This is a genomic window from Rhizobium binae (assembly GCF_017357225.1).
GTDB classification, from domain to species: domain Bacteria; phylum Pseudomonadota; class Alphaproteobacteria; order Rhizobiales; family Rhizobiaceae; genus Rhizobium; species Rhizobium binae.
Window position 1 is genome coordinate 106,438 of record NZ_CP071605.1, and the last position, 22,925, is coordinate 129,362.

At 59.5% G+C, this 22,925-nt stretch carries 19 protein-coding genes and 2 pseudogenes; 13 read left to right on the forward strand and 8 right to left on the reverse strand.

Annotated elements, in window-relative coordinates:
* Positions 1 to 16: 16 nt before the first annotated feature.
* From hpaE to J2J99_RS34600, 8 genes and pseudogenes are all read left to right on the forward strand, one after another.
* The gene (gene hpaE, locus J2J99_RS22480; RefSeq protein WP_168297999.1) at positions 17 to 1,534 is read left to right on the forward strand and encodes a 5-carboxymethyl-2-hydroxymuconate semialdehyde dehydrogenase; all 1,518 of its coding nucleotides are present in this window, start codon (positions 17 to 19) and stop codon (positions 1,532 to 1,534) included.
* Between the two features lie 37 nt (positions 1,535 to 1,571).
* Entirely contained in the window at positions 1,572 to 2,552 is a 981-nt protein-coding gene (gene hpaD, locus J2J99_RS22485) for a 3,4-dihydroxyphenylacetate 2,3-dioxygenase (protein ID WP_168298002.1), read from the forward strand.
* 55 nt (positions 2,553 to 2,607) lie between these two features.
* Positions 2,608 to 4,059, forward strand: a complete 1,452-nt coding sequence (gene gabD / locus J2J99_RS22490; RefSeq protein ID WP_168298003.1) for an NADP-dependent succinate-semialdehyde dehydrogenase — start codon at positions 2,608 to 2,610, stop codon at positions 4,057 to 4,059.
* A 25-nt stretch (positions 4,060 to 4,084) separates the two neighbouring features.
* Complete coding sequence (locus J2J99_RS22495; protein WP_168298005.1) at positions 4,085 to 4,957, forward strand: fumarylacetoacetate hydrolase family protein; 873 nt, start codon at positions 4,085 to 4,087, stop codon at positions 4,955 to 4,957.
* The gene (gene hpaH, locus J2J99_RS22500) at positions 4,957 to 5,760 is read left to right on the forward strand and encodes a 2-oxo-hept-4-ene-1,7-dioate hydratase (RefSeq protein ID WP_168298007.1); all 804 of its coding nucleotides are present in this window, start codon (positions 4,957 to 4,959) and stop codon (positions 5,758 to 5,760) included. Before J2J99_RS22495 ends, hpaH begins: the two co-directional genes overlap by 1 nt.
* Positions 5,761 to 5,772: 12 nt before the next feature.
* Positions 5,773 to 6,579: a 4-hydroxy-2-oxoheptanedioate aldolase gene (hpaI, locus tag J2J99_RS22505; protein ID WP_168298009.1), complete on the forward strand. Its 807-nt coding sequence runs from the start codon at positions 5,773 to 5,775 to the stop codon at positions 6,577 to 6,579.
* A 107-nt stretch (positions 6,580 to 6,686) separates the two neighbouring features.
* A pseudogene (locus tag J2J99_RS22510) lies at positions 6,687 to 7,118 on the forward strand (SDR family NAD(P)-dependent oxidoreductase); the annotation flags it as partial.
* Between the two features lie 66 nt (positions 7,119 to 7,184).
* A pseudogene (locus J2J99_RS34600) lies at positions 7,185 to 7,291 on the forward strand (MoaF C-terminal domain-containing protein); the annotation flags it as partial.
* A gap of 26 nt (positions 7,292 to 7,317) precedes the next feature.
* On the opposite strand, the gene J2J99_RS22515 reads toward J2J99_RS34600, so the two are convergent.
* The 3 genes from J2J99_RS22515 to hpaR all read right to left on the reverse strand — a co-directional run bounded on the left by J2J99_RS22515 (position 7,318) and on the right by hpaR (position 10,391).
* On the reverse strand, positions 7,318 to 8,724 hold the full coding sequence (locus J2J99_RS22515) for an aldehyde dehydrogenase family protein (RefSeq protein ID WP_168298011.1): 1,407 nt from the start codon (positions 8,722 to 8,724) through the stop codon (positions 7,318 to 7,320).
* A gap of 102 nt (positions 8,725 to 8,826) precedes the next feature.
* Complete coding sequence (locus J2J99_RS22520) at positions 8,827 to 9,813, reverse strand: helix-turn-helix domain-containing protein (RefSeq protein WP_168298013.1); 987 nt, start codon at positions 9,811 to 9,813, stop codon at positions 8,827 to 8,829.
* Positions 9,814 to 9,917: 104 nt separating this feature from the next.
* Positions 9,918 to 10,391: a homoprotocatechuate degradation operon regulator HpaR gene (hpaR, locus tag J2J99_RS22525; RefSeq protein WP_246735388.1), complete on the reverse strand. Its 474-nt coding sequence runs from the start codon at positions 10,389 to 10,391 to the stop codon at positions 9,918 to 9,920.
* Between the two features lie 449 nt (positions 10,392 to 10,840).
* On the opposite strand from hpaR, the gene J2J99_RS22530 reads away from it, so the two are divergent.
* Together J2J99_RS22530 and J2J99_RS22535 are read left to right on the forward strand one after the other, a co-directional pair.
* Complete coding sequence (locus J2J99_RS22530; RefSeq protein ID WP_168298017.1) at positions 10,841 to 11,323, forward strand: CBS domain-containing protein; 483 nt, start codon at positions 10,841 to 10,843, stop codon at positions 11,321 to 11,323.
* 175 nt (positions 11,324 to 11,498) lie between these two features.
* The gene (locus J2J99_RS22535) at positions 11,499 to 11,849 is read left to right on the forward strand and encodes a 5-methylcytosine restriction system specificity protein McrC (protein ID WP_168298019.1); all 351 of its coding nucleotides are present in this window, start codon (positions 11,499 to 11,501) and stop codon (positions 11,847 to 11,849) included.
* 66 nt (positions 11,850 to 11,915) lie between these two features.
* Here J2J99_RS22535 and J2J99_RS22540 read toward each other — a convergent pair whose 3' ends face one another.
* The 3 genes from J2J99_RS22540 to J2J99_RS22555 form a co-directional block, all read right to left on the reverse strand.
* Entirely contained in the window at positions 11,916 to 12,950 is a 1,035-nt protein-coding gene (locus J2J99_RS22540) for an NAD-dependent epimerase/dehydratase family protein (RefSeq protein ID WP_168298021.1), read from the reverse strand.
* A gap of 205 nt (positions 12,951 to 13,155) precedes the next feature.
* Positions 13,156 to 14,079 (reverse strand): glycoside hydrolase family 16 protein, encoded by a 924-nt coding sequence (locus J2J99_RS22550; protein WP_246763159.1) that lies wholly within the window; start codon positions 14,077 to 14,079, stop codon positions 13,156 to 13,158.
* 26 nt (positions 14,080 to 14,105) lie between these two features.
* Complete coding sequence (locus tag J2J99_RS22555) at positions 14,106 to 15,248, reverse strand: glycosyltransferase (protein ID WP_168298108.1); 1,143 nt, start codon at positions 15,246 to 15,248, stop codon at positions 14,106 to 14,108.
* Positions 15,249 to 15,468: 220 nt separating this feature from the next.
* On the opposite strand from J2J99_RS22555, the gene J2J99_RS22560 reads away from it, so the two are divergent.
* Entirely contained in the window at positions 15,469 to 16,533 is a 1,065-nt protein-coding gene (locus J2J99_RS22560) for a glycosyltransferase family 2 protein (protein ID WP_246638529.1), read from the forward strand.
* A 27-nt stretch (positions 16,534 to 16,560) separates the two neighbouring features.
* Here the strand turns inward: J2J99_RS22560 and J2J99_RS22565 are convergent, their stop codons facing one another.
* Both J2J99_RS22565 and J2J99_RS22570 read right to left on the reverse strand, forming a co-directional pair.
* On the reverse strand, positions 16,561 to 17,640 hold the full coding sequence (locus J2J99_RS22565; RefSeq protein ID WP_168298025.1) for a glycosyltransferase family 4 protein: 1,080 nt from the start codon (positions 17,638 to 17,640) through the stop codon (positions 16,561 to 16,563).
* 71 nt (positions 17,641 to 17,711) lie between these two features.
* Complete coding sequence (locus J2J99_RS22570; protein WP_168298027.1) at positions 17,712 to 19,037, reverse strand: NAD(P)-binding protein; 1,326 nt, start codon at positions 19,035 to 19,037, stop codon at positions 17,712 to 17,714.
* 284 nt (positions 19,038 to 19,321) lie between these two features.
* On the opposite strand from J2J99_RS22570, the gene J2J99_RS22575 reads away from it, so the two are divergent.
* Both J2J99_RS22575 and J2J99_RS22580 read left to right on the forward strand, forming a co-directional pair.
* On the forward strand, positions 19,322 to 21,289 hold the full coding sequence (locus J2J99_RS22575) for a hydrolase (protein WP_168298029.1): 1,968 nt from the start codon (positions 19,322 to 19,324) through the stop codon (positions 21,287 to 21,289).
* Between the two features lie 178 nt (positions 21,290 to 21,467).
* A complete protein-coding gene (locus J2J99_RS22580; protein ID WP_168298031.1) occupies positions 21,468 to 22,904 on the forward strand; it encodes an oligosaccharide flippase family protein in 1,437 nt (478 codons plus the stop codon).
* The last annotated feature ends 21 nt before the right edge of the window (positions 22,905 to 22,925 follow it).

Sequence of the window (22,925 nt, forward strand, 5' to 3'; positions counted from 1 at the left end):
ATCAAAGGAATAGACGATGTCCAAACTGCAGGAAAACATCGCAAAGGCCGAAGGCTTTCTCGCCCGCTTGAAGGATGGCGGCGTACTCAATCGCATCAACGGCGAAGATGTGCGTGCCGATGATGGTTCCACCTTCGAGACTATTTCGCCCGTCGACCTGAAGCCGCTCGCAACCGTCGCCCGCGGCAGGGCCGTCGATATCGATCGCGCCGCCAAAGCCGCAAAAGCCGCCTTCGCCGATTGGGCCGCCATGCCGGGCGATGCGCGCAAGAAACTGCTGCATAAGATCGCCGACGCGATTGTCGCCCGTGCCGAGGAGATCGCCTTCGTCGAATGCATGGATACCGGCCAGGCGCTGAAATTCATGGCCAAGGCGGCGCTGCGCGGTGCGGAAAATTTCCGCTTCTTCGCCGACCGTGCGCCCGAGGCCCGTGACGGCAAGGCCCTGCGCGCCGATGGTCAGGTGAATCTGACGACGCGCGTGCCGATCGGCCCGGTCGGCATCATCACGCCGTGGAACACGCCCTTCATGCTGTCGACCTGGAAGATCGCGCCGGCCCTTGCCGCCGGCTGCACCATCGTCCATAAGCCGGCCGAGTTCTCGCCAATGACGGCCCGCCTGCTCGTTGAAATCGCCGAAGAGGCCGGCCTGCCCAGGGGCGTATGGAACCTCGTTAATGGCTTCGGCGAAGATGCCGGCAAGGCGCTGACCGAACATCCGATGATCAAGGCGATCGGCTTCGTCGGCGAGAGCCGCACCGGCTCAATGATCATGAAGCAGGGCGCCGACACGCTGAAGCGTGTGCATTTCGAGCTCGGCGGCAAGAACCCGGTCATCGTCTTCGCCGATGCCGATCTCGAACGCGCGGCGGACGCCGCCGTCTTCATGATTTATTCGCTGAACGGCGAGCGCTGCACCTCGTCCTCGCGGCTGCTGGTCGAAGATAGCGTCTATGACAGGTTCACCGCACTCGTCGCCGAAAAGGCGAGACGCATCAAGGTCGGTCATCCCCTCGATCCCGAAACGGTCATCGGCCCGCTCATCCATCCCGTGCACGAAAGGAAGGTGCTGGAATATATCGCGATCGGCCGCTCGGAGGGCGCGACGCTCGCTGCCGGCGGCGAGAAATTCGATGGTCCGGGCGGCGGCTGCTATGTCTCCCCCACTCTCTTTACCGGCGCCGACAACGGGATGCGCATCGCCCAGGAGGAAATCTTCGGGCCGGTACTGACAGCCATTCCCTTCAAGGACGAGGCCGAAGCGCTGGCGCTGGCCAATGACGTCCAGTACGGGCTGACCGGCTATCTCTGGACCTCGGATGTCACCCGCGCCTTCCGTTTCACCGACCATCTCGACGCCGGGATGATCTGGGTGAACTCGGAAAACGTCCGCCACCTGCCGACGCCTTTCGGCGGCGTCAAGAACTCAGGCATTGGCCGCGACGGCGGCGACTGGTCATTCGATTTCTACATGGAGACCAAGAACGTCGCCTTCGCCACCAGGCCGCACGCCATCCAGAAGCTCGGCGGCTGAGCCGCCCATGCAGATCTACGCATAAGAGGAGGAACCCATGCCCCTGCCGACACCCAATCTCTATCCGCCCTTCAACATCGTGCGTCTCAGCCATGTCGAACTCGGCGTCACCGATCTCGCCAAGTCCCGCGCCTTCTATGTCGATACGCTCGGCCTGCAGGTGACGGATGAGACCGCCGATACGATTTATCTGAGAGCGCTCGAAGAGCGTGGCCATCACTGCATCGTGCTGAAAAAATCCGGCAAGGCCGAAGCCCGCGATCTGGGCTTCAAGGTCTTCGGCGAGGAGGATCTCGACAAGGCCGCGCATTTCTTTGAGAGCAAGGAGCTGCCGGTCGAATGGGTCGAGCGGCCCTACCAGGCACGCACCTTCCGCACCCGCGATCCGCATGGCATTCCGATCGAATTCTATTCGAAGATGGACCGCCTGCCGCCAATCCACCAGAAATACGCGCTCTACAAGGGCGTCAAGCCGCTGCGCATCGACCACTTCAACTGCTTCTCGGCCAACGTCGACGAGAGCGTCGCCTTCTATAACGAGCTCGGCTTCCGCGTCACCGAATATACCGAGGATGCGGAAACCGGCCGCCTCTGGGCCGCCTGGACGCACCGCAAGGGCGGCGTGCACGACATTGCCTTCACCAACGGTCGCGGTCCGCGCCTGCACCACACCGCCTTCTGGGTGCCGACGCCGCTCAACATCATCGACCTGCTCGACCTGATGGCGACCACCGGCTGGGTCTCAAACATCGAGCGCGGCCCGGGTCGCCACGGCATCTCCAACGCCTTCTTCCTCTATATCCTTGATCCGGACGGCCACCGCATCGAAATCTACTGCTCGGACTACCAGACAGTCGATCCCGATCTCGAGCCGATCAAGTGGGATCTCAAGGATCCGCAGCGTCAGACTCTTTGGGGAGCTCCGGCTCCCAAATCCTGGTTCGAACATGGTAGCCTGTTTGCCGGTGCCGATGTGGTCGAGCCTGAGTTGAAGGCCCAGCCGATCATCGCGCCTTGAACGTTTACCCCGCGGGCGAGATCGCCCGCTTCTCAACGTTGGCGAGGATAGAGTCATGGAATTGAAGGACGCAACATTGTTCCGCCAGGCCGCATTGGTCGGCGGCGACTGGATCGAGGCCGGCGACAATGCGATCGCGGTGGACAATCCCGCGACCGGCGCGATCCTCGGCCGCGTTCCCAATCTGGGAGCAGCGGAGACGAAGGCGGCGATCGCCGCAGCCGAGATCGCGCAGAAGGAATGGGCCGGGCGCACCGCCAAGGAGCGGTCTGTGATCCTCCGGCGCTGGTTCCAGCTGATGATCGACAATCAGGACGATCTCGGCCGCATCCTCACGGCCGAACAGGGCAAGCCGCTGGCCGAGGCCAAGGGCGAGATCGCCTATGGCGCAAGCTTCATCGAATGGTTTGCCGAGGAGGCGCGGCGCGTCTATGGCGACATCGTGCCCGGCCATCAGAAGGACAAGCGCATCCTTGTCATGAAGCAGCCGATTGGCGTCGTTGCCGCCATCACTCCGTGGAATTTCCCGAATGCGATGATCACCCGCAAGGCAGGACCCGCCTTTGCCGCCGGCTGCGCCATGGTGCTGAAGCCGGCTTCGCAGACGCCGTTTTCGGCGATCGCCATCGCCATCCTCGCCGAGCGCGCCGGCTTCCCCAAAGGCCTGTTCAGCGTGCTGACCGGCTCGGCGCGGGCGATCGGCGGCGAGATGACCGCAAGCCCCGTCGTGCGCAAGCTGACCTTCACCGGCTCGACCGAAGTCGGCGCCGAGCTTTACAGGCAGAGCGCGCCGACCATCAAGAAGCTCGGGCTGGAACTCGGCGGCAACGCACCCTTCATCGTCTTCGACGACGCCGATCTCGATGCGGCCGTCGAAGGCGCGCTGATCGCCAAATTCCGCAACAACGGCCAGACCTGCGTCTGCGCCAACCGCCTTTACGTGCAGGAGGGCGTCTATGATCCCTTTGCCGAGAAGCTGTCGAAAGCCGTCGGCGCCCTGAAGACCGGCAACGGCTTCGACGAGGGCATCAATCTCGGCCCGCTGATCGACGAGTCCGCCCTTGCCAAGGTCGAGGAGCATGTCGCCGATGCGCTTTCCAAGGGCGGCCGTGTCGTTGCCGGCGGCCACCGCCACCCACTCGGCGGACGCTTCTACGAAGCGACCGTGCTGGCCGACGTCACCCCTGCCATGGCTGTCGCCAAGGAAGAGACTTTCGGACCGGTGGCGCCGCTCTTCCGCTTCAAGGACGAAGCCGATGTGATCGCCCAGGCCAACGACACCGAGTTCGGTCTTGCCTCCTATTTCTACGCCAAGGATCTCGCCCGGGTCTTCCGGGTCGCCGAGGCGCTGGAATACGGCATGGTCGGCGTCAATACCGGGCTGATCTCGACGGCCGAAGCCCCCTTCGGCGGCGTCAAGCTTTCCGGCCTCGGCCGCGAGGGTTCGAAATACGGCATCGAGGAATTCACCGAAATCAAATATGTCTGCCTCGGCGGCATCGCCTGAGGCCAAGAGAAGGCCCGAGACAAGCATGACCCATCCACGATTCCTGTCTTTTTCCAGAAACGGCCATCATGGCTATGGGCTTGCTGTCGAGGGCGGCGTCATCGACCTGTCGGCTCGCCACGGCGCAAGCTGGGCGAACCTTCGCGACGTGATCGAGGCGGGCCGCCTCGGTCAGCTCGCCGAGGAAGGCAAAGCTTTGAAGCCGGATTTCGCGCTCGACGAAATCCGCTTCGAAATTCCCATTCCGTCGCCGGAAAAGATCATCTGCGTCGGGGTCAACTTCCCCGACCGCAACGAGGAATACAAGGACGGCCAGGCAGCCCCCTCCAACCCCTCGCTGTTCATCCGTTTTCCCCGTTCCTTTACCGGCCATGGCGAAGCGCTGATCCGGCCGCCGGAAAGCCCGCAGCTCGACTATGAAGGCGAGATCGTCATCGTCATCGGCAAGGGCGGCCGGCGGATTGCCGAGGCGGATGCCTTGTCCCACATCGCCGCCCTGTCGCTCTGCAACGAGGGCACGATCCGCGATTGGGTGCGGCACGCGAAATTCAACGTCACGCAGGGCAAGAATTTCGACCGCACCGGCGCGATCGGCCCATGGCTTGTGCCCTATCGGGATGAAAGCCAGCTTGCCGATATCAAGCTCGAAACCCGTGTCAACGGCGAGGTGCGCCAGAGCGACCGCACCAGCCGGATGATCTTCTCCTTCCGGAAGATCATCAATTACATCTCCACCTTCACCACGCTCGTTCCGGGCGACGTCATCGTCACCGGCACGCCGACGGGGGCTGGCGCCCGCTTCGATCCGCCGATCTGGCTGAAACCCGGCGATATCGTCGAAGTCGAGGCCGACGGGCTCGGCATCCTGAAAAACACCATCGCCGACGAGGTGCTCTGATGCTCTCGCAGGACGAAATCCAGGCGGCGGCCGAAAGCCTCGACCAGGCCGAGCGCACCCGTATCCAGTCCGGGCTCCTGTCTCTGAAACATCCCGCTATGGACATGGACGACGCCTATGCGGTGCAGGCCGCCTGGGTAAAGAAGAAGATCGCCGGCGGCCGCAAGCCGATCGGCTGGAAGATCGGGCTGACGTCGAAGGCGATGCAATATGCGCTCAAAATCGACATCCCCGATTCCGGCGTGCTGTTCGACGACATGGTTTTCGAAGACGGCGCCACCGTGCCTGCCGATCGCTTCATCCAGCCGCGCATCGAGGCCGAAATCGCCTTCGTCATGAAGGCGCCGCTGAAAGGTCCCGGAATCTCGATCTTCGATGTGCTGAATGCCACCGATTACGTGACCCCTTCCCTGGAAATCCTCGATACCCGCATCCTGCGCGTCGACCCGGAGACGAAGAAGGCGCGCACCATCGTCGACACCATCTCCGACAACGCCGCCAATGCCGGCATCGTCACCGGCGGCCGCGCCGTGCGCCCCGATGCAATCGACATGCGGTGGATGGGCGCGATCGTCAGCCGCAATGCCGAGGTCGAGGAGACAGGGCTTGGAGCCGGCGTCCTCAACCAGCCTGCCCGCGGCGTCGCCTGGCTTGCCAACCGGCTGGCGCAATATGGTGATGGCATCGAGGCTGGACAGATTGTGCTCGCTGGTTCGTTCATTCGTCCGATCGAGGCGCGGCACGGCGACACCATTCATGCCGATTTCGGCCCTTACGGTTCGGTCAGCCTCTATTTTGCATGAAGGAGTGAAACCATGCCGGCGCCCACAAACCTCTTCAAGCAAGCCCTGAAAGAGGGGCGGGCACAGATCGGTCTCTGGCAGGCGCTCGCCAGTCCCTACACGGTCGAAATCTGCGCCGGCGCCGGTTACGACTGGCTGCTGCTCGATGCCGAACATGCGCCGAACGACGTGCCGCTGCTCGCCTCGCAACTGCAGGCGATGAAGGGATCGGCAAGCCATGCCGTGATCCGCCCGCCGGTCGGCGAGACATGGATAATCAAGCAGATGCTCGATATCGGCGCCCAAACGCTGCTCATTCCGATGGTCGACAGCAAGGAGATGGCGGAGGCCATGGTCCGCGCCGTACGCTATCCCCCGCAGGGCGTGCGCGGCGTCGGCGCTGCCCTTGCCCGCGCTTCCGATTTCAACCGCATTCCCGACTATCTCCAGACCGCCAATGACGAGATCTGCCTGCTCCTGCAGGTCGAAAGCCGGGCGGGGCTCGCAGCCCTCGATGCGATCGCGACGACCGAGGGCGTCGACGGCATCTTCATCGGCCCATCCGATCTCGCCGCCGACATGGGCTATCTCGGCAAGCCGGGCGCGCCCGAAGTGCAGGCTGCAGTCGAAAAGGCGCTTGCCAAGATCCAGTCGCATGGCAAGTCCGCCGGCATCCTGACCGGCGATCTCGCCCTCTCCAAGCGCTACCTCGAACTCGGCGCCACCTTCGTGGCGATCGGCAACGACGTCATGCTGCTTGCCAATGCCACCGCCAAGCTGCTCGACGACTTCCATAAGGCCGAACCTGCCAGACCCGCGGGCGACGTGAAGGTCTACTGACCTCTCCCGCATCCTTTTGCACGCTCAGTCAAAACGGACTGCACAGCTGGACAGGACGCCTCCCGGCCTTTCGACCATGATGATCGAAAGATCCAGGAGGAAGAGATATGCGTTTCAGCAACAAGACGGCGCTGATCACCGGCGGCGGCACGGGCATCGGCGCTGCCGTCGCCCGGCGCATCCGGCAGGAAGGCGGCAATGTCGTGCTCGTCGGACGGCGCCCCGAGCCGCTTCGCGCCGTCGCCGATGAGATCGGCGCTACCGTCATGACCGCCGATGCCGCCGATGGTGCTGCGATGCGGGCCGCGCTCGAAACTGTTGTCGAGACCTTCGGCGGGCTCGATGTGCTGATCGCCAATGCCGGCGGCCACGGTGTCGGGCCGACGATCAGCATGTCAGACGAGACCTGGAATCTCGCCACGAGGCTCAACCTCAACACTGCCTTCGTCAGCGCCCGCGAATCCCTGCCGCACCTGATCCGCAGCAAGGGCAATATCGTCGTTCTCGCCTCGATCGCCGGGCCGGATGCGGCAGGCTATGAGAGGGCGGCGCTGCGAGCGGACCAGAGCCGGCGGAAACATCGGGCTCAGGGCGCATTTCACCTCAGCCCCAACCATGTCTACGAACACACTTACCTCTCCTGGTAGCGCTACGCCTGGCAGTGCCTCGTGGCGTCCAGCGGGGCCATGGCGACGTCGACTTGCCCTCGACGATGATCTAATCGTAAGTCGTCATGGCTCAGCTCAACACCGTCTGGATCGTCGTGAATTCCTTCAGCCCCTCAGCGCCGAATTCGACGCCGATACCGGATTGTTTGACGCCGCCGAAGGGCGCGTTGGGCTGGATCGCGCCGTGCTTGTTGATCCAGACCGAACCGCATTCGAGCTGCATCGCATAGCGCTTCGCCTTCTCGACATCGGCAGACCAGACCGAGCCGCCGAGACCGGCCGGATTCTGGTTGGCGCGGGCGATCACTTCGTCGAGATCGCTGTAGCGGATGATCGGCAAAGCCGGGCCGAACTGCTCCTCGTCGACCAGCCGGACGCCATGATCGACATCGGCAACGAGCGTGATCGGGTAGAAGTAGCCGGGCCGGTCCATCGGTGCGCCGCCGGTCAGGATGCGGCCGCCCTTTGCGCGCGCATCGTCGACAAGATCGCGCACCTTGTTGAACTGCAATTCGTTCTGCACCGGGCCGAGGATGCTTGCCTCATCGAGACCGTCGCCGATGGCGATCTTGCCGGCATAATCGGCAAGTGCGGCGCAGACCTCCTCATAGATGCTGTCATGCACATAAAGGCGCTTCAGCGCTGCGCAGGTCTGGCCGTTGTTGATGAAGGCGCCCCAGAAAAGGCCCTCGACGATGCTCTTTGGATCGACGTCGGGCAGCACGATGCCGGCATCATTGCCGCCGAGTTCCAGCGTAAGCCTCTTCAGGGTGGCCACCGCCGAGGCCATGATCTTCTTGCCGGTCTCGGTCGAGCCGGTGAAGGTCATCTTGGCAATGCCGGGATGAGCTGAAAGTGCGGCACCGATGCTGTTTTCGCCGGCGATCACATTGACGACGCCGGGCGGCAGCACCTCGCTGATGATCTCGACGAGGCGGATGGTGGAAAGCGGCGTCAGGGGCGACGGCTTGATGACGACGGTGTTGCCGGCGCGGGCCGCCGGCATGATGTGCCAGCAGGCGATCATCACGGGCCAGTTCCACGGTGTGATCGAGCCGACGACGCCGATCGGCTTGCGGTGCAGCTCGACACGGCCCTTATTGTCGTCCTGCAGGATTTCGACCGGCAGGTCGAGTTCGGCCGTATGCCGCGTCCAGGCGAGCGCGCCGCCGATTTCGAAGCGCGAGCCCAGGCCGTTGAGCGGCTTTCCCTGTTCCCGGGTCAGGATCTGCGCCAGTTCTTCGGCGTGCTCGCCGATCTTCTCCGCGATCGCCCGGCAGGCCGCTGCTCGCTCCTCATTCGACGTCCGCGACCAGCTTCTGAAGGCTTCGGCGGCCGCGGCGACGGCCCTATCGAGATCGGCTTCCTGAGCAAGCGGCATGTAGCCGACGATTTCGCCATTCGATGGATTTGTAACCGGCGCATGATCGGTCGTCGCGACAGTTTCGCCGCCGATGAGCAGGGTAGACTGCTTCACGATATTCTCCTCCCGTGAGATCGAGGAGAACTATGACTTTCGGTGGAAAAGCCGTCTTGGGGAGAAACGCGCTCCGGCTTGGACGAAAGCGCAGATTGCGCTTCAGACCATCTTTTGCGCCGGTTCACCGCCGCGAAGCAGCTCGCTCGGGGCGCAATCGAACAGCTCCTTGAAGCTGCGATTGAAATAGGAGATGTCGTTGAAGCCGGCGGAATAGGCGACCTCGGCAATGGTCGTGGGGTTGCGCTGCTCCTTCAGCTGCTCGATCTTCTCGCGTGCGAAGCGCAGGCGCTTGTCGCGGATGACGGTGGTGCAGGTCATGCCCATGCCCTGGAAATCCTGCTGCAGCGTGCGGATCGATACGCCGAGCCTCGTCGCCAGCCATCTGGCGTTGAGATCGCTGTCGGTCAGATGCTTGTCGATCAGGATATCGACCATCTGTATGCGCCTGCCGGCGCTGTCATGCAGGGAATTCAGGCTTGCTGTCTGGATGTTGGTCGACAGGAACGCCTGGCGCGTCGTGTCGAACATCAGCTGGCGCAGATGCGGCGAGGCCGCCTCGCTTTCCGGCGTCGTCATCATCTTGGCGATGAGCGCGCGCAGCATCACCGCCATCGGATCGGCGGCCGAAAGCTTGCGGGCCACGTCGAATTCCACCTTGCTGCCCGAATACATCAACTGCCGCGGCAGGTGCAGGGAGAGATGATTGGAGAAGTGGCCGCGGAAAAAGAAGGTGGTCGGCCGCGTGGAATCGACGAGGATGCATTCGCCGACGCCGAGGATGTTCTGCCGGCCGAAATGCTCCACGCCGCAGGCGCCTTCGAGCTGCATGATCAGGAACAGATGCTCGTGGGCATCGCGGCGAATATCGTCCCAGCCGCGATGCACATAATCGAGATCGTTGGAGACATGGGCGAATTCCATGCCGCACACGTCGATGCGGCTTGCCGTGCCGATCACCGTGTCGCCGCGCTCCATCGTGTGCGCGTTGAAATTCCCGCAGATGTTATGAAGGTCGTCCGCCCATTGATCATAAGGCGTCGGCGACCATATGCGCTCGACAAGGCTGCGGTTCTGCAACAGGTCCAACTCTGCCTCCCGACAGTGTCAGTATCGCTGAAGACTGCAACAGGCCGGTCCGATCGTCAATCATATATTTAACACATGAATTAGTCGAGCACTGGAGTTTCGGGTCACTTCTCGTCGCTTGGCGTGTGTTCAAGCCCCAACGTCGCCAGTTCGTCGAGCATGTCCAAGAGCTCCTCGACCCTGGCTTCACCGAAACGCGCGCCGATATCCGCATAGACTTTCAGGCTTTCCGGCATGACGTCGTCGACCATTGCTTGCCCAGCCGTGGTGATCTGCAGCAGCACCCGCCGGCCGTCGGCCTTGTCCTTGTGTTTGGTAATGAAGCCACGCTCCTCGAGCGAGCGGATCATGCGGGTCAGGCTCGGCGCCAGGATAGAGGCCTTATCCGCCACTTCACTTGCGTCGAGCATCCCGGCTTCGGAGAGCACGCGGATGACCCGCCACTGCTGCTCCGTAACGTCATGCGCCGCCAATATCGGCCGGAAATGGCTCATCACCGCTTCACGCGCGCGCAAAAGCCCGATCGCCAGCGACCTCCGACGGTCCGTTGATGGCCGACCGGCCGCCGTCTCCGGCATCTCGTCCTTTTCCTGGTGTGCATTCCTCATGTTGCTTCCGATCGCATGTATTGTTTGACAAAGATCCTTCGCAAATCTGGAACAGCCGACGAAAAACCACAAGGCAGCTAGTTAACATAGCAACTTCCAATCACAAGCCCATTCGGGCTTGGTGAATGAATCCTCGGCCGGGCATGCTGGCCGGGCCCCGCTGCAGCCGAGAGCACCAGCCGTTGCCCAGTGGGGGCTGCCCTGGGCAGTCGACCCTGGTCAAAGGCAATATAACGTTCAAACCGCAATAGAACGACGGCCGCAAAGCTCTCCCCTTGAAACTTCGGGGCGGGTGATCCGCGTTATCGACATGGGTACGATTCATCATTGACAATACGCGCTATCGCAAATTGCGGTACGTCAAGGCGGCCCCCCGACTAGTCCAGTATTGTTCATGCTTTCTAACTGGAGCAGTACACATGACGATCCCCGCCAAGTCAGTGATGACAACGAATTTAGTTACGGTGTCGCCTGAGACGACCGTGGCCGAGGCTGCCCGGCGCATGCTAATCCATCACGTCACCGCAGTGCCGGTGGTGGGTCCCGATAACCGGCCGCTTGGATTGGTCAGCGAAGGCGACGTCATGCGCCACTTCGGCTCGCAGTTTCAGACCAAGCGAGCGCAATGGCTACGCATGCTGGCCGAAGGCGAAACACTCGCCCCGCAGTTCCTCGCTGAAATCCGCCTCAACCAGCAGCACGTTCGCGAAATTATGCACACTGCGATCATCTCCGCTGATGAGGATGCCTCACTTGCGGAACTGGCCGATCTGATGCTGAAACATCAGATCAAGCGCGTCCCTATCCTGCGTGACGGCGTGTTGATTGGCATTGTAAGCCGCGCCGATGTAGTCCGGGCAGTGGTCGAAAAACTGGACGATTTGCTTGAGCCGACGGACTAATCGCCAGAACGTGGCAGGCCGGAGCACATTTGTTTGTCGTCAGAAGATTTGAGACTGTGATTTCACGCCGAAACACATGCTCGTCCATGGATAGGCAATCACAGACCAGGCTGCCAGAGCAACGTGGGAGAAGAACATCAGTTACATTTGTCCGAAGACACGCCGCTCAACCGACATGAAAGCAGCAGTGGGGGTGGCGCGCCTCTTCCGGCGCGCCGCCGACCAGCAACGCCTGCGCGAGCTGGCTTTCGTCTATGCCGATATTACCGGCGTCCCGGTTTCCGCGCTGCGCTGGGATCAGGTGCTGATCGACCGCACCAACCGGTCCTGGCAGGAGCACTTCGCCATGACCCGGCTCTTCCTGCAGGACCGCCATCAGACAACCACCGGCGGCGCCGGCCGGGGTACCGCCATGCTATTCGAGATGAACGCGCTGTTAGAGGAATACCTCGGGCGGTTGATCGCCCGCTCTCTGGCGGGGACGAAGCTCACCGTCTCGTTGCAGGGCGGATGGCTGTCTGTCTGAGTGCACAAATCCCGCGATAACACATCGCCATAGGAATGCGTTAGCCCGTCGATCTCCGTCGGCAGTTCATCGAACGCCCTCCAATTGGCGCTCGAGGTCGCTGCGTGCATCAAGATACCAGTCGACGAAAGCCTTCACACCGACATCCAGCTTGGTCTCCGGTTTGTAACCGGTCAGCGCCACCAGCAGATCGGGACTGGCAAACGTACGAGGAACGTCGCCCTTCTGCATCGGCAGCATCTTGCGCTTTGCCGGCTGGCCGAGTGCCTTTTCGACGGTTTCGACGAAGGTCATCAGGCTCTCGGGCTGACCTCCGCCGATGTTCACGACGCGGAACGGCGCCTGATGCGACAACGTCTCAATGCGTTCGTCACTTACGCGATTTGCCTCAGATGGAATGACAGAAGAAAGCCGAACGAGCGCCTCGACGAGATCATCGATGTAAGTGAAGTCGCGGCTCATCTTCCCTTCGCCGTAGATCTCAATCGGCTGGTCCTCAAGTATGTTCTTGACAAACTTGAAGAGGGCCATGTCGGGACGGCCCCAGGGGCCGTAGACAGTGAAGAACCGAAATGCGGTGGTCGGGGTCTTATGGAGATGGGCATAGCTATGCGCCATCAGCTCCATCGATTTCTTCGTCGCCGCATAAAAGGTCAGCGGCTCGTCGGAGCGGTCTGTCTCGCGGAATGGAACGGTCGGGTTGGCACCATAGATCGAGGAGGTCGAGGCCAGCATGAGATGCTTGACGCCTGCGTCCTTGGCGATCTCGAGGATGTTCCAGGAGCCTTCGAGATTGGACGTCAGATAAGCCCTTGGATTTTCAAGACTGTAGCGTACGCCGGCCTGTGCCGCGAAATGCACCATTACATCAGCCTTGGCGCTCGCCACGGCGTCTTCGAGGGCATTACGATCTTCCAGCATTGCCATCACCTGGCGGAAGGCCGGAAACTGCGCCAGCGCGGCGTTGCGCATATGTTTCAGCGTGATGTTGTAGTAGGGCGTCATGCCATCGAAGCCGACGACCTCGTGGCCATCCTGCAGCAGGCGGCGAGCAAGATGAAAGCCGATGAAGCCTGCAGTACCGGTAATGAAGTAACGCATCTCTACTTCTTCTCGCTCTTCTTTTCCTGCATGATGCCGAAATCGGCAAGGCAGATAACGAAGACAAGGCCGACATAGCCTGAGCCGATCATCGCAATACGCATTCGACCGCATTTCCGGGCTTTGGGCTCGCGAGCTGCAATCGCGCCCGTTACGACGACTGGACCGACCAATAGGCTGCGGCAGCGATCGCCCCAGGTTTTCCTCATTCATAGACCCTGAAATAATCGACCCTCATATGAGCCAACATGTCATCTTCCTTTAGAGGCTGCGGAAACGGGACGTCGGTGCGCAGTGCCAGCGTCAAGAGCGGCCAGAAAACATCGGATTCCTCGTCCAATCGCCTCGAGCGCGTGATTGGCCAATTAGCAGGTTTGCCTGTCCTTCTGTCGATGACGGGCTTTCGGTTGAAAAACGGAATACACCGCTTGTCATCGACGAGCATGCCGTAGCGGCAATAGGCGGCGGTCATGTCGACCGGCGTTTCAACGCCGGTGCTTCGCGAATTTTGGTCGGCCCCTCCCCATTCATGAAGGTAGGTCCCATAAACGGTCGGCTCCCATCCCTTATGTTCAACGATGTCAAGCTCTATGCTTGTCTTCGGCTCCAGGATGCATCGGCCGTTGAGCATCCAGAACGCTGGCCAGGTTATCGGGTGCCTGGGAAAGAGCATGCGCGCCTCGAAATAGCCTTTGCGCCATCCTTTAAGAATTGTACCATCGTTTCTGGCTGTCTGGAGATTCCCCGAAATCCATTGAAACTCTGGAAGAGTGTTTCCGTAGTATTTACGCACATTCATCGGCCGCCCGATGTATTTTGCCGATATCTGCAGCGCCGTGCCGTTTTCTGCTGCTTCATCGGCGACGATGGTATACGGATTGAAACCTTCCTCACCGTATTTGGTGGCGAATGCCGACCGACCGTAGAAACCGGTTCCGTCCGTCGTTGCCTTCGGACCTGCATGCCAAACCGACCAATCGAGCGTCTCGAACAAGTCCTCGAAAACGATTTCCCTTCCGACTGTCGGATCGTCAATAGGTTCGGCCGCAACGGTAGTGCAATGCCACTGGAGGGCAAGCCATGCAGCAGAAGACTGTATGAAATCGCGCCGAAAGAGAGATGACATGATGCACATTCTCCTTGCCGATGAATGACCTACGAGAATTCCTTGGCGGCGGTCCGCAGTGCCTGCGCGTGGACTTCCACCACGCGCTCCGGGCTGTATCGGTCGATGAAGTCTTTGCGGAAATCAGAGTGTGACCGCTCGACAAAGAGGTTGTCACAATAGTATGCCATTGCCTCCGCTAGTGCCGGGCCGCCACTCACAGGAACGAGGCGACCAAGGCGAGGGTCCACGAGGATATCGCTCGGTCCGAATTCGCAGTCGGTCGCAATCACCGGCAAGCCGAACCGGAGCGCTTCGCAAATCGCCAGCGACCACCCTTCCCACCGAGACGTCGATACATATACATCACTCGTCGCAAGCGCAGGAGCGGGGTTGGTTGGGTGATGCTCAATGCTAACCATGCCGTCGAGACCCAGTCTCGAAATCTCAGTCCGCAGGTCCGCCTCGCCGACCCCATATCCAACGATTTTTAGGCTGACGTTTGGCCGGATCTTAGCGAGTTCGGCGAATGCGCGAAGGAGGATGTCCTGGCCCTTCTGGAATGCGAAGCGACCGACATTGACGAATGTCACGACGTCGGACTCTTCTTGGCCCAATGATGCTTCAGCAGCGTCAAATGTTCTGACGGGATTGGGGACCCAGACTTGCGGCACCTTGCTCCTGAACATTTCCTTGAACGATTCCAATTGCCTGGGCGATGTCCCGAACACATAGGATACTTTTGAGAGGAAATAGACACGCATCAGGAGGAACAGAATCTTCGCTTTGATATGACTGCGTTCGCGTTTTGGGTTTCCATGCAAATGAACGGCAAAACGGCGCTTCAGGCCGAGGCATGCGGCCATGCATATGACCGCGGGCTCGATCTGTGGGACGACCACAAGACTATAGTCCTTTGCTTTGATTACGCGCCTGAATGTTCGCATCAACGCGATCCGACCGTTCGCAACACGATCGATGATGTTGTAGCCGCGCGCTTCTGTCGGACGGTTTTTGTGAATGGAGGTGTAGAGCACGTCGACCTCGAAGTCCTCCGGATACCGGTCTGCGAGCATTGTGCAGACGGCATCAACCACGCGTTCAATTCCCGCAAACGCGCTCGTTCCCGGCTGGATGTACAGGATCTTGAGCCGACGTTGGGATCGATCGCGTAGCGGCTGGCCGACTTGCATTTCCATTCGTGCTCCGGATCAAAAGACGGCGAAATTCCATGTTGCCGGCGACACCTGGACGGCAAGGTGAAGACTAGGGCGCCACGGGCAAACGCCGATGGATTTACTACTGGATTGCCACGAATTCACTTCGAGGCCGTACAACCTATAGCCATATCGGCCATTTATGCTTCAGCATATATAAACATATTTTTTATGGACGTCTTGCACCGCACTCGCTATGCTGCTTTGCAACATAAGCCGTGTAGAGAAGGTTTGCAAGATGCTAAAAGTCCAGCCGCTTCTCAGCATCATAATCACTTGTTACAACTACGAAATGTATATCGGAGAATGCATCAGGAGTGTTCTTTCGCAAAACTATGACAATCTCGAGATAATAGTAGTCGATGACGGATCGACCGATCAATCCTGGCAGAAGATCCAGGAATTCGGAGATAAGATCGTTGCGGTGCGCACCGAAAATCGGGGCCAACTGAAGACGTCATTGACGGGGTTGTCGCTCTCGCACGGCGACTTCGTCTACTTTCTGGACGCTGACGACGTGCTTGGCGAAGGCGCCCTTGCGCATATAGAGCCCTACCTGCGACCTGGCGTTTCGAAGATACAATTTATGCTTCTGCCGATAGACCAGACTGGCAAATCGATTGGCAACGCGTTTCCGGCGCTCCAGCCATCCGATGATTCAGGACCGCTCATCCGATCAATTCGAGCAAGAGGCTACTACGACACTCCACCGACATCGGGAAACATCTATCGACGTGACGTTTACGAGGGCCTTGGCGAAATGACCTACGAGCGTGGCATCGACGGCGTCTCCTATTTGCTCGCTCCCTTTGTCGGTCGCGTCGTCTCGATCGATAAGACCTTGGGCAAATATCGAATTCACAATGCCAACCAGTCGTCCTTTTCCGTCCTCACCTCAAAACGCATGAAAGGCTATGTTGATCGCTTCATGGGGCGCCTCCACCATTTGGACGAACTCGTGCAGGCCCGTTGCGCGACAATAGATAAGCTCGAAGTTCGCAACGATTATGCCTACGTGATGGAACTGAAAACGATGAGCCTCGTCGTGGATGGAAAGCGGCCGAGCATCGGCCAGATTTCCGCTTATATCCGGGCTGTGAGGCGTGAACACACCGGCAAGAAGCGCCTTGCGCTTTGCCTCTTTGCCGTTGCCCTCTTCGTCCTGCCGAACGCAATCGCGAAGCAACTGGCAGCGATCCGAATTGACCCGTCTCGATCGCGGCAGATGCGGTCGCGGTTGAAGCAGGCATTCTCCGTGTAGCAACGTTTTCAATAGCCAACCCAAGCGTCACGTTGCCAAGGCAACTGCCTTGGCCCGTGGTATCGCCGAGTGGTAGACCTCCAGCGTCTCTTTGGCGACGCGCTCTATCATCAAGCGTTCAATCCGTAGTTGGCTTTTCCGGCGCCAATCGGCGATCCGATCAGGTGACTCGAGAAGATGGCTCAACGTCTCGGCAAGTGCGTCCGGATCGTTGGGCGGAACCAGAAGTCCGGCTTCGCCATGCTCGAGAAGTTGAGGAATACCGTCGACGGACGACCCGACGATTGCGCAACCGGCCTCACGGGCCTCCGACAATACGAGTGGGGCCGGGTCGGCATGCGAGGGAAGTACGAAAATGTCTGCTCCCAACATGTAAGGATAAGGGTCCCTGGTCGAGCCGACAAAGGTTATGGCCGATGCGCTTTGCAGTGTTGCGGCCGCTTTCTTGTATTCTTCGCGAAATGGACCGTCGCCGACGATGTAGAGATGTGCGCTCGAGAAGGAGCGGTGGACGGTTTCGAAAGCATTGAAAAGGTCCGGGACACCCTTGCGCGGGTGCAGTCCTCCGACAAACAGAATGCTTGGTGAGCGGAGAACCTTGGGCTCTTCGCTGCGCCCCTCGGCGCGGCTCGATCCGATCGTTCCGTTCAGTACGACCTTCAATTTCGACGGAGCCACGCCGCGGCGGCGCATCGAGGCTCCGACCACATCGCTGACGGCGATGACGCGAGTTCCGAGGCCCATCAACGTCGCGCTTTTCTCGAACTCGTTGTGGACTGTCGTAATCAGCGGAATGCGTCTCAACTTGCAGATCGGAAAAGCGATGACGGCGCTTGTCATCATGTGTGCATGAACGATGTCGATATTGAACTTCTTAATATAGCTGCTGAGCGCGAGCAGCGCTTTAATGAGGCTTGGAGCCTTTCGCTTGTGACTGATGAGGAGCGTTTGGATGCCATTTGCTTGCAGAAGCGCGTCGAAGTCTCCGCCTTCGCTTGCGACATATACCTGGTGTCCAAGGCGGACTTGGGCGCAGGCAAGATCCACTGCGGCATGCACATGCCCGTTCAGGCGCCGTGTGTGATTGAGGATATGCAGGATGCGCATCGTCCACCTCTCGTCTAAGGACACTCAATAAGCCTCTGTCGGTTTCTTCGCAGACTGCAAAGCGGCCGCCGTTAGGGATTGCCGATCGCAGTCTCGACATCGATGGTAGAGACCCTGGCGGTCGGCTGATAATTGAAGCCGCCCTGGCGTCCAATCGATTCAATTCCGAAGGTTCGCAATCGTGCGATCGCTTCAGCTGCGTTCTGTGCTGCCCCCTTGCTGTAAATCGGATAGGCATTCGTCAAAATCTGATTGCCTTCCAGCTTCAGATCACCGTTGAACAATCCGTTTGCGCATACATGTTGGCGGAAATCGGCTTCTGCTTGCTCGGCTGAGTTGACGACGCCAGCGATGACTTCGACAGCAAAATACTCCCTCTCCGCCACCCGCCCGTAGAAGTCCGAGTAGACAGTCAACCTCTTCCATGATCCCTGGTGTGAGAAATTATAGATGATCGACTGACGGAATCCTCGATCGCCCGCAAAACTGAAGTAAAGCGTAATGAGGGTGATGGTCTTCAGGCCGGATGTCTTTCCGCTTCCACATATCCGTTCGGCGACCTCGATCGGAACTGTTGAGATAATGCGGCTGGCAGCCACGCTTGAGTCATCGAGCGACATCGCATAGCCGCAATCCGTCTTGTGAACCTGACCGATTGAAGCCGAGAGCTTGAAGACGACGCCGCAGCTTTGGAGTCTGGAGACAGCCGCGGCGTACAGCACGGCGAATCCTTCTCTTGGGCGTGCCATCTGGCGGTTTTTGGGCGCGATTGATCGTTTGCGCTTCAGCAAGCGGCGCAGCAGATTGCGCAGCGAAGCATATTCGGCGATCCAGAGCATGCGCTTGCGCGCAAGTTCGAGATCAATCTCTTCGGCAGGGACACCGTAGAAACGCTTCATGTAGGTCCCGAGCCCGGATCGGTCCAGCAGGTAGGCACCAATCCAATAGCGTGCAAAATCCCGAGCATTGGCCATGCGCCGACAGAAAATGCGAGCATAAAGCACCGACGCGAAGATTCGCACGATGCCTACCGGACCCGCCCCGAAAATGTCGTCGCGTATGGAGATCGGATAGACTGTTATCTTACCCTGGGGATTTAAGCGTCCCCAACTCGGCTTGATGGGAACATAACGCTCAAGGAGCTCCGGGAAATGCCGCAGGAGTGGAGAGTCGTCCTGGAAGATCAGGCTCCCGACGTCGAATGTATAACCTTCGCGAGAGGACCAATCGATGTGGTTTCCGCCAACGTGGTCGTACTCATCCACGACGATCACGCGGTTACCTTGCGCAGAAAGGATCGAGGCTGCGACAAGCCCGGAAATGCCGGCTCCGAGAACGATGATATCAAATTGCTGCACTGCGGACATGCGTAAGGAATGATGGCTTGCGTCATCCATTGGTCGCCCCCGTACTGTCCTCCCGGTCGACTGCAACAGTATAAGGCAATGAAAAAAGAGTCGATAGCTCAAGGAACAACGTCGGAAAAACAGCTGGTATCTGAGTAGTTTTTGCAACGATTCAATGTCGCAAATAAAAAGCAACTTTGCACTTGAAGTGCGTCAAATAATGCGGCAGAGTTTTCGCAGGTGCGAAAGCAACGATAGAGCCTTGCTGCAGTGCGTCCGCTGCGATTTTATTGCCAAAGTCGGGCAAGGTTGATCAATGGCAAAGGGGTCATCCAGTGCTGCTGCAAAGCCTCGACCATCTCCTTCATGGGCCTCTGGAGGGCATTGACCTTATCTCGACGGATGTTTTCGACACGTTGCTGCTGCGTCAGCCACGTTCGCAGAGATCGCGCGCGATACTGGCTGAACAGCGTTTTGCCCGCCTGCTTCGCGATGAAGGAATTGTGATCAGTCCGGAACACCTGTTTCGCACGCGGCAATTGGCAGAGAGGTTTGCCTATCGTGCGTTGAACGTCGGGGGCGGCACGGGCGAGGTCAGGCTGGTCGATATCGTGGCCAGACAATTGGTCATGCTCGGCCTTCCCGAGCGCATGATCGACGAGCATATTTCCCTGGAGATCGCAATCGAGAAGGTTTCACTCTCGGCCAACGAAAAGCTTGCTAAGGTCTTGCGCCTGAAGCGCCAGGCCGGCATTCGCATCGTCGCCGTGTCCGATACAGCCCTGCCGGCGCGTCATTTGGCGGAGTTGATCAACCACTTTCACGGTCCTGGCCTTATCGACAACATCTATTCGAGTGCGGATCTCGGCGCCAGCAAGCGACATGGCCAACTGTTTTCCAGCGTTCTTGCGCAAGAAGGTGTCGCAGCGTCTCGCGTGCTGCATCTGGGGGATGATCTGCTCGCTGATTGTGCCGTACCGAGGAGGATGGGTATCCAAGCCCTGCATCTTCCGAAGGGGCGCCTCAGGCTGCTTGCCGCACGTGCCGATGGGGCTCGGGCCGAGGCCATGCGAGGTGTTCGCAACCAACTGAGGCGGACTACCAACCACATTCCTGAGTTGGCTGATCGGACGGCGTTCGGACGGGAAGTTTTTGGTCCGATCGTTGCCCAATTTTGCCTCCATATCTGGCTCTATGCCGCGCAGGCCGAAACTGACGCAAATGCGGCTATGTTGTTTTGCGCGCGCGGTGGTATTGGCATCAGGGAAGCCTTTGAACGCCTGCTTAAGAAGCTGGGCTTACCACTCGCAATCCGCCGCGAGAATATCCAGATCTCGCGTCTGGTGGCTGCGCGAGCCGCCCTCGTCAGGCGAAGCCCGGCGGTGCTCGACGAGCTCGGGCGCGAATTCGGGAAGAATAGTTTTGCCGAAGTTGCCAACGCATTGGGCGGCCGCAAGTACGACCTGCGCGGATCATGGGAGATGTCTTTCGAGGCAAGCTGCTTCTTTTCGATGCTCGACACGCCCGAAGGCCTTGTCGTGCTTGAGGACATTGCAAAACAGAACGAGCTCTTTGAACGTCATCTGCAGCAGATTGTCGGCGATACCTCGCGCATAATCCTTTGCGATACAGGGCTCTATGGCAGCACCCAGCGTTTGGTGGCTTCCGGGCTTCCCGAACGCCAGTTCGAAACGATTCAGTTCGCCCGATGCAACTACAAGGGACTGAGCGAGGATCATTTCCCAAGGGTGACCGGCCTGGTCGTCGAGGAAGATCTCTATAGCCCGCTCAAGGTCGAAACGGTTATCTTGCGATATTGGCAGATTATCGAGAGCCTGTTTGAACCTGCCATTCCGTCGGTTCGACACTTCAGTGAAGCAGATGACGGAAGCATTCGCAGCAATGCCGGAGACATCGCTTATGGTCGTCTCGACCCGGCCGACGGCAACCTGCTGCTTTCCGGTGTGCTGCAATACATCGAGCAGTTAGGAAACGGAACTCAGATCATGCGTGATGCCGATCTTGCCTGGACGCGCCTGAAGCAAGCGATCACAAACCCACGCGCGTTCGACATGATGGCCCTGGGAGTGGGATCCCGTTCCGTGGATTTCGGCCGCCAGGAAAGTGTCTACGTCCTTAAACAATCCGCAGCCCCCGATCTGGCGCGAAGACTTGCAGCAGTCAAAGCACAGCTCTGGCGGGAAGGCGCCATCGCCCGCGATTTTCCGTTCTTAAAGTCCGCGCTGCTTCCCGCACTCGAGATAGCGCATATTGTAAGGGGAGTGTCGGCGCGCTTGAAATAGATGCGCGCGTGGGGGAGCCTCGTTAGTCATCTATCGGATCGGCCGGGCCTAGCGGCAAGTCACCAAACGGGAGGATGAGTAAGCGCAAGGGCATGTCTTTCAGGCACGCTCTCCATAAGGACATCCGTCATGGCTTCTATACTCGACGTTGCTGGAGCCCCGGATCTTGGAGTAAGACATGCTCGCGGTTAAGGCACTCAAGGGAGCCGGATGGCTCGTCTTCTCCCGCTTTGTCGGGCGGATTATCGATTTCTTCACACTGCTCGTTCTCGCCCGCACTCTGACGCCCGCCGATTTCGGCCTTGCCGCGCTGGCGACATCACTTGTGGTGGTCGTCGACACCATGCTCGAGGTTCCGGTGACACAGGCGCTCGTGCGGCTGCCGACAATCGACAAAAGCCATCTCGACACCGGTTTTACGGTCGGGCTCCTTAGAGGCGTTCTGATCGGGACGATCGTTTTGGCAGCCGCCTGGCCTTACTCGTGGATCAATCGGGACAGCCATCTCGTGCTGCTCGTTGCCGTGCTCGCGCTCGGTCCAATTTCCAGAGGACTGACCAGTCCCGCGATGATCAATTTCGCGCGCCAACTCGGATTTCGACAGACCTTCATACTGGAATCATCGGGAAAACTATCTGCCAGTATAATCGCGATGTTCGTCGTCTTAAATGGCGGAGCCTACTGGGCCATCGTTGCAAACTTCGTTGTCGCCTCTTTTGCCTCGACGGTCGCATCCTATGTCCTTGCTCCCTATAGGCCGGCCTTTTCGCTTGTCCGCCTCCCTGACTTCGCGGGCTTCATCGGATGGTTCAGCTCGGCGCAGTTGATCTCCGCACTGAACTGGCAATTCGATCGTTTTCTCATAGGCGCGCTTGCTGACCGCACCACGCTTGGACGCTATGCAGTGGCAAGCGACGTGGCGGTTATACCGACCCAAAGCCTCATCGGGCCGGCGCTGCAGCCAGTCATGGCGGCGTTCTCGCAAATCAACGCGGACCGGGCGCGGGTGCGCCAAGCGTTCTTGAAGGCAACCCGCTTTGCAATGCTGATCTCGGCACCGGCCTGCGTGGGGATATCACTCACAGCGGACCTTGCCACCGACCTGTTGCTTGGCGCAAAATGGGAACATGCAGCGCCCCTCCTCAGCTTGCTTGCTCTTGCGGTAGCACCGATCCCCTATTTTCAGACACTCTCGTCGGTCAGTGTGGCCCTCGATCGGCCGCACGTGATCTTCCGTTTGAATGCAGTCGACCTCTGTTTCCGGATGCTGCTGATTACAATCGGGTTCTATCTTGGATCGGTTACTGGGGTTAGCCTCGCCAGAATTGCCCTTTCAACGCTTATGTTTGCCTTCTACCTCAGCGAAGCCCGCCGCCTGCTTGAAGTCAGCATCGTCGCTCAACTCAGGAATCTCTGGAAGGTTGCAGTCGCCGTAACCGCGATGGCGATCATGGTCTGGTTTTTGCGCCATGAACTGGCAGGGCGAAATTATCCGCACGTTCTGGAACTTGCGCTGGTGATCGCTCTAGGGGCAGCGACCTACGCCGCGACCTTGCTGCTGCTCGGAGTGCGGCTGATTGCTGGTCGTGGTCGGCTGGAACTCTTTGATCGCTGACCAGTCGCCGGAGCGATCTCG

Excerpts from the sequence above, each read along its gene's own strand:
- hpaE (WP_168297999.1), top strand. The coding sequence starts at position 17 with ATGTCCAAACTGCAGGAAAACATCGCAAAGGCCGAAGGCTTTCTCGCC.
- hpaD (WP_168298002.1), top strand. The coding sequence starts at position 1,572 with ATGCCCCTGCCGACACCCAATCTCTATCCGCCCTTCAACATCGTGCGT.
- gabD (WP_168298003.1), top strand. The coding sequence starts at position 2,608 with ATGGAATTGAAGGACGCAACATTGTTCCGCCAGGCCGCATTGGTCGGC.
- J2J99_RS22495 (WP_168298005.1), top strand. The coding sequence starts at position 4,085 with ATGACCCATCCACGATTCCTGTCTTTTTCCAGAAACGGCCATCATGGC.
- hpaH (WP_168298007.1), top strand. The coding sequence starts at position 4,957 with ATGCTCTCGCAGGACGAAATCCAGGCGGCGGCCGAAAGCCTCGACCAG.
- hpaI (WP_168298009.1), top strand. The coding sequence starts at position 5,773 with ATGCCGGCGCCCACAAACCTCTTCAAGCAAGCCCTGAAAGAGGGGCGG.
- hpaR (WP_246735388.1), bottom strand. The coding sequence starts at position 10,391 with ATGCCGGAGACGGCGGCCGGTCGGCCATCAACGGACCGTCGGAGGTCG.
- J2J99_RS22530 (WP_168298017.1), top strand. The coding sequence starts at position 10,841 with ATGACGATCCCCGCCAAGTCAGTGATGACAACGAATTTAGTTACGGTG.
- J2J99_RS22535 (WP_168298019.1), top strand. The coding sequence starts at position 11,499 with ATGAAAGCAGCAGTGGGGGTGGCGCGCCTCTTCCGGCGCGCCGCCGAC.
- J2J99_RS22540 (WP_168298021.1), bottom strand. The coding sequence starts at position 12,950 with ATGCGTTACTTCATTACCGGTACTGCAGGCTTCATCGGCTTTCATCTT.
- J2J99_RS22555 (WP_168298108.1), bottom strand. The coding sequence starts at position 15,248 with ATGCAAGTCGGCCAGCCGCTACGCGATCGATCCCAACGTCGGCTCAAG.
- J2J99_RS22560 (WP_246638529.1), top strand. The coding sequence starts at position 15,469 with ATGCTGCTTTGCAACATAAGCCGTGTAGAGAAGGTTTGCAAGATGCTA.
- J2J99_RS22565 (WP_168298025.1), bottom strand. The coding sequence starts at position 17,640 with ATGCGCATCCTGCATATCCTCAATCACACACGGCGCCTGAACGGGCAT.
- J2J99_RS22570 (WP_168298027.1), bottom strand. The coding sequence starts at position 19,037 with ATGGATGACGCAAGCCATCATTCCTTACGCATGTCCGCAGTGCAGCAA.
- J2J99_RS22580 (WP_168298031.1), top strand. The coding sequence starts at position 21,468 with ATGCTCGCGGTTAAGGCACTCAAGGGAGCCGGATGGCTCGTCTTCTCC.